The sequence below is a fragment of the Streptomyces sp. NPDC057617 genome (assembly GCF_042800555.1).
Taxonomy (GTDB): domain Bacteria; phylum Actinomycetota; class Actinomycetes; order Streptomycetales; family Streptomycetaceae; genus Streptomyces.
This window is the reverse complement of the sequence record NZ_JBHVGV010000002.1, coordinates 649,058-660,894: the sequence shown is the minus strand read 5'-3', so window position 1 is coordinate 660,894 and position 11,837 is coordinate 649,058. Positions and strand designations below refer to the sequence as shown.

At 71.1% G+C, this 11,837-nt stretch carries 12 protein-coding genes; 4 read left to right on the top strand and 8 right to left on the bottom strand.

Annotation, left to right across the window (positions count from 1 at the left end):
• Window positions 1-14: 14 nt before the first annotated feature.
• Window positions 15-1,127 carry an SDR family oxidoreductase gene (locus tag ACFU9P_RS08505; protein ID WP_376381729.1) on the bottom strand — a complete coding sequence of 371 codons (1,113 nt, stop codon included), beginning with the start codon at window positions 1,125-1,127 and terminating at the stop codon, window positions 15-17.
• A 225-nt stretch (window positions 1,128-1,352) separates the two neighbouring features.
• Between ACFU9P_RS08505 and ACFU9P_RS08500 the strand changes: the two genes are divergently transcribed.
• Both ACFU9P_RS08500 and ACFU9P_RS08495 read left to right on the top strand, forming a co-directional pair.
• Complete coding sequence (locus ACFU9P_RS08500) at window positions 1,353-2,798, top strand: zinc-dependent metalloprotease (RefSeq protein WP_376381727.1); 1,446 nt, start codon at window positions 1,353-1,355, stop codon at window positions 2,796-2,798.
• The gene (locus ACFU9P_RS08495) at window positions 2,795-3,334 is read left to right on the top strand and encodes an NUDIX hydrolase (protein WP_384078306.1); all 540 of its coding nucleotides are present in this window, start codon (window positions 2,795-2,797) and stop codon (window positions 3,332-3,334) included. Before ACFU9P_RS08500 ends, ACFU9P_RS08495 begins: the two co-directional genes overlap by 4 nt.
• 161 nt (window positions 3,335-3,495) lie before the next feature.
• Here ACFU9P_RS08495 and ACFU9P_RS08490 read toward each other — a convergent pair whose 3' ends face one another.
• From ACFU9P_RS08490 to ACFU9P_RS08475, 4 genes are all read right to left on the bottom strand, one after another.
• Window positions 3,496-4,254 carry an AIM24 family protein gene (locus ACFU9P_RS08490; protein ID WP_376381723.1) on the bottom strand — a complete coding sequence of 253 codons (759 nt, stop codon included), beginning with the start codon at window positions 4,252-4,254 and terminating at the stop codon, window positions 3,496-3,498.
• A gap of 16 nt (window positions 4,255-4,270) precedes the next feature.
• Entirely contained in the window at window positions 4,271-4,951 is a 681-nt protein-coding gene (locus tag ACFU9P_RS08485; protein ID WP_376381721.1) for an AIM24 family protein, read from the bottom strand.
• A 13-nt stretch (window positions 4,952-4,964) separates the two neighbouring features.
• Window positions 4,965-6,740, bottom strand: a complete 1,776-nt coding sequence (locus tag ACFU9P_RS08480) for a TerD family protein (protein WP_384078305.1) — start codon at window positions 6,738-6,740, stop codon at window positions 4,965-4,967.
• Window positions 6,741-6,876: 136 nt separating this feature from the next.
• Window positions 6,877-7,515, bottom strand: a complete 639-nt coding sequence (locus ACFU9P_RS08475; protein WP_376381717.1) for a M48 family metallopeptidase — start codon at window positions 7,513-7,515, stop codon at window positions 6,877-6,879.
• Window positions 7,516-7,763: 248 nt separating this feature from the next.
• Between ACFU9P_RS08475 and ACFU9P_RS08470 the strand changes: the two genes are divergently transcribed.
• Window positions 7,764-8,912: a ThiF family adenylyltransferase gene (locus tag ACFU9P_RS08470; protein WP_384078304.1), complete on the top strand. Its 1,149-nt coding sequence runs from the start codon at window positions 7,764-7,766 to the stop codon at window positions 8,910-8,912.
• 42 nt (window positions 8,913-8,954) lie between these two features.
• Complete coding sequence (locus tag ACFU9P_RS08465) at window positions 8,955-10,370, top strand: ABC1 kinase family protein (protein WP_376381713.1); 1,416 nt, start codon at window positions 8,955-8,957, stop codon at window positions 10,368-10,370.
• 94 nt (window positions 10,371-10,464) lie between these two features.
• Here the strand turns inward: ACFU9P_RS08465 and ACFU9P_RS08460 are convergent, their stop codons facing one another.
• The 3 genes from ACFU9P_RS08460 to ACFU9P_RS08450 form a co-directional block, all read right to left on the bottom strand.
• Entirely contained in the window at window positions 10,465-10,788 is a 324-nt protein-coding gene (locus ACFU9P_RS08460; protein ID WP_384078303.1) for a hypothetical protein, read from the bottom strand.
• Window positions 10,785-11,153 (bottom strand): WhiB family transcriptional regulator, encoded by a 369-nt coding sequence (locus ACFU9P_RS08455; RefSeq protein WP_376375511.1) that lies wholly within the window; start codon window positions 11,151-11,153, stop codon window positions 10,785-10,787. The genes ACFU9P_RS08460 and ACFU9P_RS08455 overlap by 4 nt, the downstream gene beginning before the upstream one ends.
• Window positions 11,154-11,328: 175 nt before the next feature.
• Window positions 11,329-11,655 (bottom strand): hypothetical protein, encoded by a 327-nt coding sequence (locus tag ACFU9P_RS08450; RefSeq protein WP_384078302.1) that lies wholly within the window; start codon window positions 11,653-11,655, stop codon window positions 11,329-11,331.
• Window positions 11,656-11,837 lie beyond the last annotated feature (182 nt).

Below are 11,837 nucleotides of genomic sequence, written 5' to 3'. Positions count from 1 at the left end.
TGACGCCGCGCGCCTCACCGTCCGCGGCGCGCCTTGCGGGCCCGTCGTACCAGCGCCGCCGTGCCGAGCAGCGCCACCGTCGCGCCCGCCGCGCCCGCCGCGGTGGCGTCCTTGCGGCCGAGCCTGCGGCCCACGACCGTATGGCGGCCCTCGACCTCCTCCAGCAGCGCGGCGAGCACCGCCTCATTGGTCCACCTGGGCCGCCAGCCCGCGTCGTGGAGCCTGCTGACACTGACCACCCAGGGATGCATGGTGTACGCGAGATCGCCGGCCGGAGAGGGCGTGAGACCGATCCTGTGCAGCCTCGCGGCGGCTCCCAGGGCGACCGCGGAGGGCAGTTCCATCCGGCGGATGCCGCTCAGCTCCTCGACCTCCTCCTGTTCGAGCCAGCCGTCGCAGCCGACCGCGAACTCCCCGTCGGCCTTTTCGAGCGCGGCGTACTCCAGGGCGCTGACCAGGTCCTCGACATGGCAGAACTGCCAGGTGGGCCGGGATCCGGCGACGACCAGCAGCCTGGGCGACTCGAAGTAGCGGGTGAGGGCCGTGTCCGTACCGCCGACCAGGACGGCGGGCCGTACGACCGTCACATTCAGGCCGGGGTGCGCGCGGGGCGCGCGGCGGCCCAGCCGCTCGATCTCCAGCAGATCGCCGACGCCCGTGGCCTCGGCCGTGGCACGCAGTTCGGCATCCTCGGAGAGCGGGATGTCGTTGTCGGGAAGCGCGCCGTAGACCATGGCCGAGGTGCACAGCACCACCCGGTGGACACCCGCCGCGGCGGCGGCCGTGAGCACGGTCTGGGTGCCGCGCACGTTGTACGCCGTACGGGCGGCGGGGTCGGTCTCCAGATCGAGGTCGAGCGCCAGATGCACCACCACGTCCGCGCCGCGCAGTTTCTCCGCGATGGCCGGGTCGCGGACGTCGAGGATGTGCCACTGCGCCTCGGAGACCTCGCCCCGGCGCTCGTCGATGGCGATGACCTGCTTGATCTCCTCGGAGGCGGCGAGGCGCCGGGTGAGCAGGTCGCCGACGCCCGAGGCGGCGCCGGTGACCGCGACGACGGGGCCGCGGGACGAGTGCGTGGTCGAGCGGTTTCGCGCTGCGCGAACCTGCGGATCTGGGGAACTCACCGGGCGTCTCCAGCGGTTGTCTTCAATACGTACGTGAATGACGCGTACGTACCAGGTGACGTCCATCCTGCCGCAGGCCACAGGCCGACGGAGCACTGAGCCCGGAAGCCGGCCGGGTGTCGGAGGCGGTACCACCCTCGTCCGCCCGGTCCCGCTTAGGCTGGGTGGTGTAGTCGGGCAGCCGCCGCCGGCAGACGCCGGTGGCCCTACGAGCCGAGGAACCCCGTGAGTGACACACCATTCGGATTCGGCCTTCCGCCGGAGGAGCCGGAGGACGGCGACGGCAAGAAGAAGGACCCTGCCGGAGGTGGTCAGGGTGCCGGTGGTCAGGGCGGTCCCGGCAATCCCTTCGGCAATTTCGGGTTCGGTCTGCCGGGCGGCGCGGGCGGTGCGGACAATCCGTTCGCCGCGATGTTCGGTTCGCTGAACCCCAGTGATCTGGGCGCGGCCTTCCAGCAGCTCGGCCAGATGCTCAGTTATGAGGGCGGCCCTGTCAACTGGGACATGGCCAAGCAGATCGCCCGCCAGACGGTCGCGCAGGGCACCCCGGACGGCACGAAGGACGCGAGCGTGGGGCCCTCGGAGCGTGCCTCGGTCGAGGAGGCGGTGCGGCTGGCCGATCTGTGGCTGGACGGCGTCACCTCCCTGCCCTCGGGCGCGAACACCGCAGTGGCGTGGAGCCGCGCCGAGTGGGTCGAGGCGACGCTGCCCGCGTGGCAGCAGCTCGTCGACCCGGTGGCGGAGCGGGTGGGCACGGCCATGGGCGAGGTGCTCCCCGAGGAGATGCAGTCCGTGGCGGGCCCGCTGATCGGCATGATGCGCTCCATGGGCGGCGCGATGTTCGGCCAGCAGATCGGGCAGGCCGTGGGCGTGCTGGCGGGTGAGGTGGTGGGCTCGACGGACATCGGGCTGCCGCTCGGCCCGGCGGGCAAGGCCGCGCTCCTCCCGCTGAACATCGAGGCGTTCAGCAAGGACCTCGGTGTTCCCAGGGACGAGATCCGGCTGTATCTGGCACTGCGCGAGGCCGCCCACCAGCGCCTCTTCGCCCATGTGCCGTGGCTGCGGTCGCATATGTTCGGCGCGGTCGAGGGCTATGCCCGTGGGATCAAGGTCGACACCACCAAGCTGGAGGACGTGGTCGGCCAGTTCGACCCCACGCACCCCGAGGAGCTGCAGGAAGCGCTCCAGCAGGGCATGTTCCAGCCGGAGGACACACCTGAGCAGAAGGCCGCGCTGGCCCGTCTCGAAACGGCGCTCGCGCTGGTCGAGGGCTGGGTGGACGCGGTGGTGCACGAAGCGGCCAAGAGCAGGCTCACGGGCGCCGACGCACTCCGCGAGACGCTGCGCAGACGCCGTGCTTCCGGCGGCCCCGCCGAGCAGACCTTCGCCACCCTCATCGGTCTGCATCTCCGTCCGCGCCGGCTGCGGGACGCCGCGCGCCTGTGGGCATCGCTCACGGACGCGCGCGGGGTCGACGGGCGTGACCGGCTGTGGGAGCACCCGGACATGCTGCCGACGGCCTCCGATCTCGACGATCCGGACGGCTTCGTCCATCACGAGCAGTTGGACTTCTCCGAGCTGGACAAGATGCTCGGCGAGGCCGCGGACGAACCGGACGGCAAGGGCGGCAGCAAGGGCGGCAAGGACAGCAAGGACGACACCGACCAGTGAGCCTGCATGACGACGCCGCCCTCGTACTGAAGGGCTATGAGAGCCGGTACGAGGGCCAGGAGGAGTTGCGCGGGCTCTATCTGGACCATCTCGCCGCCCACCCGGACGCGATGTGGAAGGCCTGTACGGCGGGGCATCTCACCGCCAGCGCGCTGGTGGTCGATCCGGCCCGGGGCCGGGTGCTGCTCACCCTGCACAAGAAGCTCGGCATGTGGCTCCAGATGGGCGGCCACTGCGAGCCCGGTGACCGGAGCCTGGAGGGCGCGGCGCTGCGGGAAGCCGAGGAGGAGTCCGGGATCCCCGGTCTGACCCCGCTGGCGGGCGGTCCCGTACAGCTCGACCGGCATGCCATTCCGGCCCCGTGCCACTGGCACCTTGATGTGCAGTACGCGGCGCTGGCGCCGGCCGACGCGGTCGAGCGGATCAGCGAGGAGTCGCTCGACCTGCGCTGGTTCTCCTACGAGGAGGCGGCGACGGTGGCCGACGGCTCGGTCGTACGGCTGGTGGAGCGCACCCGGGCCGTGCTGGACGCGTAGGGGCGGGCGGAGGGGTGGCCGGGCCTCGTCCGGGCCTAGTCCGGGTCTCGTTTCGGAGGCACGTGGGCACGGAGCCTGAGGCCACCCCGTCCGCCGGCGCCCGGCGCGCCTTCCGTGGACGTCCGGGCGGGACGTGACGCGGGCGGCCGGGCTCGGCGCGGTCATCTGCTCCAGGCGTTCCCCTGGTTCTGGCCGTGCGCTCCTTGCTGGCCGACGCCGAACTGCGCGGCCAGCCCCTGCCCGATCTCCGCGTGCTGCGGCGGCATGACCTCACTGGGCTGCACCAGCGCGAAGCCCTGCCCCAGAAAGCTCAGCTCCCAGCCCTCGCCGGTGTTGCCGCGCCGCCTCCGTATGCCCGAGGAGTGTGTCTGCGCCTGCATCTGCACCCGTAGCGCGGAGGACCAGGCGACGACCGCGTCGGCGTCGGCGTTGACGTACTTGTCCGGCGTGACCTGCATCATCAGCGGCTGGCCCGAGGTCATCAGTGCGACCTTGCCCCGGCCGGAGATATTGAGCTGGTACTTGCCGGAGCCCGAGATGCCGTACTGGCTGTCCACCGCGATGACTTCGCTGTGCAGCGAGGAGTCCAGCGCCAGCACATAGGCGCTGTCCACCGTCATCCCCTCGTGGTCGACATCGACGACATGGATGTACTGGGCGAGGTTGGCCAGATAGACCGTGCCCTGCCCCGAGCAGCGCATCAGGTCCAGTCCCTCACCGGTGCGGGCGCGGGCCCGGCGCTGGCCCTGCGACTGGTACTCACCGTCGAAGTCGATCAGCCCCTGGTACGCGACCATCGCGCCCTTGCGGGCGAGGACATCGTCCTGGCCGCTGAGCGCGACCCGCAGGAGCTGCGGGTTCTGCACCGCGTACCGCTCCTGTGACTGCTGTTCCGTATAGGCGAAAAGCGGACTCTGCATGGTGTTCTCGCTCCCCTCAGCGCTGGATCCGCAGACGGTCGGTGCTGTCCTCGCTGGGCTGTACGACGACGATGCCCTGGCCGGAGAAGGCCATCTGGTAGGCCTCTCCGCTGCCCCGCCCGATCAGCGCGGACGCCTTCAGGCTGCGCTTGCCCTTCACCTTGAGGGCCGGGGACCAGGCGACGAGGGCGTCCGGGTCGACATAGGTCTCGTCCTCGCCCCGGCCGCAGTCGACGACGATCGGGGTGCCGCGCGAGGTCAGGGCGACCCAGCCGGTCCCGGCTATCTGCACGTTCCACAGGCCCTGTCCGGCGAACTTGGCCAGGCCCTTCACCCGCTCGACGCCCCACTGGAGATGGGCGTCGAAGGCCAGCACATTGGTGCCGTTGACGGAGAGCGCGTCATTGTTGAGGTTGATGACCACGACATCCGCGCCGTAGTCGGCGAGATAGAGCAGGCCGTCGCCGGAGCACTTCATCAGGGGCGTGCCCTCGCCGGTCACCCACTGGGAGGCGATCTGGCGGATGGCGGGCGGATTCGGCTCGTACTGGATGAAGCCCTCGTAGGCGACCATCGAGCCGGTGCGTGCGAAGAGGTCCTGTCCTGAGGCCATCGCGACCTTGAGCATGGCGCGGCCGTGGTTCTCCATCCGGGCCGCGACGGGGGTGGGGGCATAGCCCGCGAGCTGCTGGTTCATGGTCCGGGCTCCCTCAGACCTCGTACGGCTGGACGACGATGAAGTTGCCGGGGGCGCCCCGGAACTGGAGGTTCACGGTCTCCCCGCTGTGGCCCGGATACGCGTTGCGGCGCAGCCTGACCTGGCTGGAGATGATCACCTGGGACGCGGACGACCAGGCGACGACGGCATTGCAGTCGGCGAAGGTCGTGGGCGTGACGGGCAGGACCACCGGGGTGCCATGGGTCTTGACGACGACGGTGCCGGTGCCCTGGAAGAGCATGGTGAACAGGGCTCCGCCCGGTATCCCGTGGCCCTCGATCCTGCGGACCTCGTACTGGAGGGACTCGTCGAAGGCGAGGACGCTCTCCGCCGAGACACAGATCCCGTCGCCCTGAAGCTCCACCGGGTGCAGATGCGCGCCCTCTTCGGCGAGGAAGACCTGACCGCGGCCGGTGCAGCGCATGAGCTGCATCTCCTGGCCGGTGGCGTTGCCGACGATACGGCCGGCGAAACCGGCGCCCTTGTAGCTGAAGTCGACCTTCCCCTGGTACATCACCATGCTGCCCTGGCGGGCGAGGACCGGGGTGCCGCCCATGCCGAGGTCGACGCGCATCAACTGGCCGTTCTGCGGTGTCCAGCGCTGTCCCGTGGGCAGTTCCTTGTACGGCTGGAGGGCGGCCTGAAGACCGGCGCCGCCCGGCGGCACGCCCTGGGGAACCCCCTGCGGGATGCCCGGCTGAGCACCCAGCGGCGGTCCTGGCGGCTGTCCGTACGGTGCGGGCGCGGGCGGGCCGTACGGGGACGGCACTTGGGGCGCGGGCGGGACCTGGCCCGGGATCTGGCCCGGGACCTGGCCCGGGACCTGGCCCGGGACCTGGCCCGGGACCTGGCCCGGGATCTGGCCCGGGACCTGCCCTGTCTGGCCCGGGATCTGGTCGAACTGCGGCTGCTGGGGCGGCTGTCCGTACGGAGCCGGCGCGGGCGGCGGCGGTACGGTGCCGCCGGGCGGGGTCATGGGTGCGGCGATGGTCGGCGCGCCGTGCATCGGCGGGGGTACCGGGGCGGGGGCCGGAGGCCCGGGCGGAGCCCCGAACACCGGCGCGGGCTGCGGGCCTTGGGGCGCCTGCGGGATGTGAGGTGCCTGGGGTGCGTGCGGCACCTGAGGTGCCGCCGGGGCGCCGAACGCGGGCGGGGGAGCCGGGGCGGGGGCGCTCTGCGCGGGCGGGGCGAAACCCGGCACCTGGCCGCCGGCCGGCGGCTGCGGTGCGGCGGGCTCCTCCTCGGCGACCTCACCGCCGAAGTTCTTCAGGAGCGCGTCGAGACCGCCGTCGAAGCCCTGGCCTACCGCGGCGAACCGCCAGACGTCCTTGAGGTAGAAGTCACCGAGCATGACCGCTCGCTCGGTGGTGAACTCCGAGCCGGTGAAGGCATATCGGACGACTTCCTCGCCGCCCGCGACAATGCGGATGTACCCGGGGCCGACCTGGGACATCTGGCCCGCGCCGTCGATGGTGGCGGTGAACGAGAGCTTCTGAATGGCCGCCGGAATCCGGTCCAGCGTCACCCGGAACGACTCGGTGTCGCCGGCCTGGGCGCCCAGCAACTGGATGGATTCCTCGGGGGACTTCGGCTGGTTGAAGAAGATGAAGTAACGGTCGTCCGAGAGCTGTTCATCGGCGTCGAGGCCGAAACAGCTGATGTCGAAGCTCAGCCCGGGAGCGGCGATCTGCACACCTACGTACAGATCCGTCCCCGCGGTGAGATCACTGATCTTGGCCTTGTGGCCGCGCTGGAATTCCCTGGCCATGCGTAACGACCGTCCCCCATCCCGAATGTGTTTGCGTCGCGCCAGGCTAACGGCTGCGTACGACATTGAGCCAAGCCGGTACAGAGTCGGTACACACGCACCATGTCGGTCCGTATCCGTGCACCGTGACGGTCCGTCATTCCCCGCTTGGTGATTCCCCGCGTGCGACGGGCAGATGCGGCAGCCGGTCGGCGGCGACGACACCTTCGAGATAGCCGCGCGCCCGTTCGGTGCGCGGATAGGCCTCCAGGAGCCGCCAGAACCGCGGCCCGTGGCCCGGTACGAGCAAATGCGCCAGCTCGTGCACGAGCACATAGTCGACGACGTACTCCGGCATGCCCTGGAGCCGGTGCGACAGCCGGATGCTGCCCTCGGCGGGGGTGCACGAACCCCAGCGGGTGTTCTGGTTGGTGACCCAGCGGACGGAGGTGGGCCGGGCGCTGCCGTTGAAGTACTGGGCGGAGAGCCGCTCGGCCCGCTCGGTCAGCTCGCTGTCGCCGAGGACGCGCTTGCTCTCCTGCGCGGCGAGTTTGTCCAGCATCACGGTGACCCAGCGCCGCTCCTCCGCCTCCGACATCCGGGCGGGGATGAGGACGATGGTCCGGTCGCCCTCGCGGTACGCCGAGACGGTTCTGCTGCGGCGGGCGCTTCTGCGGACCTCGACAGCGCTCGTCCCCGGGCCGCGCGACAGGCGGCTTGTCACGCTGCGCTCTTCACTTGCGGCGCTGTGCGAGGGAGGCTCCCCCGCGAGGCGAGGGGAAGGATCGGCGGACACGCCCCGACGTTACCCGCTGCATGTGGGGGAAGTCCCGCCTCCGGGGTGGTTCAATCTTGATCCATTTTCGGGGTCCTCGATATTTGAACGATTAATGCGCGCCCCTGTGGATAACTTTCCGCACCGCCGCGCGCCGCCTTGCATTCTGGGAACACGGATCAGCCGGATCGGGGAGTCCGGGGAGAGTCCGTTCGGGGCCGGGGCGATTCCGGCGGCGGAAATCGAGAGGGAGCGAGAGGGAGGCCGATATGCATCCGATGGTGAAGCCCGCGCTGCGGCGTGCGTGGCGGGAGCGGCAGACCGTGCAGTTCGGGGTCACACCGGCGCATGCTGTGCTGGTCGGTCCCGTCGATACGGCCACGGGCAGTTTTCTGGAGCTGCTCGACGGGACCCGTGGACTGCCTCTGCTGAGGGAGCGGGCGCGTGCGATGGGGCTGCCCGACGGGCTGGCCGATTCGCTGGTGAGACGGCTGAGCGCGGCGGGGGTGCTCGACGATCCGGACGAGGGCGGCCCGGCGGCCGAGGGCTTACGGAAGCGGACGGGGGCCTTCGACCGGCTGCGGCCCGATCTGGCGTCCTTGTCCGTTGTCCACCGGGAGCCGGGGGCGGGGATACGGCGGCTGGCCGCGCGGCGGGCGATGCGGGTCCAGGTCCGGGGTGCGGGGCGGGTGGGGGCAGCCGTCGCCGCGGTGCTCGCGGCTTCCGGGGTGGGGCGGGTGGATGTGCTGGACGGCGGGTGTGCGGAGGAGGGGGATGTGGCGCCCGGCGGGCTGCCCGCCCACAGCGTGGGTGAGCGGCGGGATGTCGCGGCGCGGCAGTTGGTCCGGCGGTCCGCGCCGGGGCGTCCGCCGAGCGCGGCGGAGTACGGGGAGTCCTGCGGCGAGGGCGAGCCGGGCCTCTCCCTGGTGATCGCCGCTCCCCGGGACGGGCTCGCGGCGTACGCCCCGGATCCGGCGACGGCCGAGCCCTGGATCGCCACCGGCACGCCGCATCTCTATACGGGGGTGATCGAGGCGACGGGCCTGGTCGGGCCGCTGGTGCTGCCCGGTGGCACGGCCTGTGCGGAGTGTGTGGCGCGGGCCAGGGCCGAGCGCGATCCGGGGTGGCCGCGGATGCTGGCGCAGTGGCGCTCCGGGCACCGGACGCCCGCCGTGCCGGCCTGTGACCTGGGGCTGGCCACGGCGGTGGCGGGGCTAGCGGCAGCCCATGCGCTGTCGTTCCTGGACGGGGATCTGCCGGCCAGTACGGGGGCGCGGTGGGAGGCGTCGCTGCCGCTGCTGGACTGGCGGGCGGAGCGAGTGACCCCCCATCCGGACTGCTCCTGCGGGGCGGCCGGCGGACGGGAGGGGGTGGGCATGGCGGCTTTGGAGGCGTCGCACGACACAATGGCTGGGTAACCGCCGCACGCGGCTCGGCTGTCTGGGACTTGGAGGGGCTTCATGTCTGATCTTCCCCGGAAGGCGGTCACCCGGACCGCGAAGCTGGCCACGCTGCCACTGGGCTTCGCCGGCCGGGCCACCTGGGGCCTGGGCAAGCGGATCGGCGGGAAGTCCGCGGAGATCGTCGCCCGGGAGCTCCAGCAGCGCACGGCGGACCAGCTCTTCAAGGTCCTCGGTGAGCTGAAGGGCGGTGCGATGAAGTTCGGGCAGGCGCTGTCCGTGTTCGAGTCCGCGCTGCCCGAGGAGATCGCCGGGCCCTACCGGGCGGCACTCACCAGGCTCCAGGAGGCGGCGCCGCCCATGCCGGTCCGTACGGTCCACGCGGTGCTGGCGGAGCGGCTGGGCGAGGAGTGGCGGGAGCTGTTCCTGGAGTTCGAGGACAAGCCCTCGGCGGCCGCCTCGATCGGGCAGGTCCACCGGGCGGTGTGGCACGACGGGCGCGAGGTCGCCGTCAAGGTGCAGTATCCGGGGGCGGGCGAGGCGCTGCTGTCCGATCTTGCGCAGCTCAGCCGGTTCGCCAGGCTGCTGGGGCCGCTGATCCCGGGGATGGACATCAAGCCGCTGATCACGGAGCTGCGCGACCGGGTCTCCGAGGAGCTGGACTACGCGCTGGAGGCCGAGGCGCAGCGGGAGCATGCGGCGGAGTTCGCGGGCGATCCGGATGTGGTGGTGCCGGAGGTGGTGCACCAGGGCGAGCAGGTGCTGGTGACGGAGTGGATCGACGGGACACCGCTGTCGGAGGTGATCTCCGACGGGACGCCCGAGCAGCGCGACCGGGCCGGGCAGCTCCTCGCGAGGTTCCTCTTCTCGGGTCCGGCGCGTACGGGTCTGCTGCACGCCGATCCGCACCCGGGGAACTTCCGGCTGCTGCCGCCGGCGCATGCCGACGGTGAGGGCGGGGACGGCGAGGAGTGCGACGGCGGGGAACTCCGGCTGGGGGTGCTGGACTTCGGCACGGTGGACCGCCTGCCGGGCGGGCTTCCCGCCACCATCGGCGAGGCGCTGCGGATGACCCTGGAGGACGACGCCGAGGCGGTGTACGGCCTGCTGTGCGAGGAAGGGTTCGTCAAGGAGACCATCGATCTCGACCCGGACGCGGTGCTGGACTATCTCCGGCCGATCATCGAGCCGGCGGCGGTGGAGGAGTTCGCCTTCACCCGGGGCTGGATGCGCGACCAGGCCGCGCGGATAGCGGATCCGCGCTCCCCCGCGCACCAGTTGGGCAAGCAGCTCAACCTGCCTCCGTCGTATCTGCTGATACACCGCGTCACGCTGAGCACCATCGGGGTGCTCTGCCAGCTCAGCGCGACGGTCCGGCTCAGGGACGAACTGGAGGCCTGGCTGCCCGGGTTCGTGCCGGAGCCGTTCATACCGGAACAGGCGTCCGCGGCGGAGCCGGAGGACGACAGCGCCTGAACGCGGAAGCGGGGGCCGGTCCCCTCGGGACCGGCCCCCGCTCGCTGACGGTGATGGGCACTGACTGGCCGATCGTGACTGGCCGGCCGACTGCTTACTGCATGACGGCCATGGCCAGCGCGCGGCGGGCGCGCATGGATACGCGCTCGGCGCGGCGCTGCATCCGCCGGGCGGCGACCAGGCGCACGGCCCGGCGTTCCGCCTCGGCTTCCCGCAGGCGCTCGCTCATATGCGCGCGCGCCAGGGCTTCTGGGATGAGTTGCATCTCACGGGTCCTGTTCTGACGCGAGTCGTTCGCGTCCATGGTGCTGACGACTGGGGTGGCGGAGCCGGAGGGCTGTCGCAGGGAAGAGGTCATCGGAGCCTGCTTCTGGGGATCGTGCGTAAAGGGACGGTCGATGGTTCCGGTGGCGGTCATGCCGTGACCGGGTTCTTGCGCGGACGGCCACGCGGCCGCTTGCGGGCCACGACCACGCCCTGGACGAAGAGTTCGCCACCCCACACGCCCCACGGCTCGCGCCGCTCCTTGGCGCCGGCGAGGCAGGCCTCGATCAGCGGGCAGGTGCGGCAGAGCGCCTTGGCGTACTCGACATCGGCCGGGGACTCCGCGAAGAAGACCTCGGGGTCGTAGGCACGGCAGGGGACGGCGACGCCGAGGTTCTCGATGGCGTCGTCGAGCGCGGTGAGCGCGGTGAGCGGGGTCAAGGTGGAGTCCTCCGTGGGGACGGGCGGGGAGATCGTTTCGGAAGGCGGTACGGACGGGGCGTGCGCTTCGAGTTGCACGGGTGTCGTTCCTCGTCTGGTCGGTCCGGCCTGGTTGGCCGGGTGTCGGCTTGGTACCGAGCGTTGCTGGTGTCCCGAGGCCCCTTCGTTCCGTCTCTCCCGTTCGGGACAAACAGAAGGGCCGCGGATCCCGGGTGGGGTTCCGCGGCCCTGAAGGCGCCGGCCTGATCGTCTGTCAGGCTGGATCACTCCAGGGTTCGAGCCCACGGAAGGCCCACATCGTGTGGTGCTGCGTCTGCCGCTTCGTGTCGGCACCGGTCGCCGCAAAGGCATAGGCCTTGGCCGCTGCCGCTGCTACTCCTGCTTCCAGTGCCTTGGTCGGTCGCTCATTGCGCACCCCAACGGGAAGACCCGACAGGGCGGCGGGCCGGACGGCGGTGAAGCCGGACAGACCACTGGCGATGAGTTCGGAACCGGAGAAGCCGAGCGGGCAGGCGGAGACGACCGAGCGATCGGTCATTTTGGCGGTGCTGACAAAGCTGATGTTCTTGATGCTGATCACTGGAATCGCCTCCTCTCGGCGTCTCAAGGACTGACCGGAGCCAGTCGCGCGTATTCGGGACAGATACTGCTTTGGACAAGTAGAGCACGGGGACAGGGCTTGGGAGAAGCCCGCTGTTCCCGTGGTTAAGAACCTATGGGGATTGCCCGGGCGGGCGCAAACTATTTTTTCGACGAGTTCGT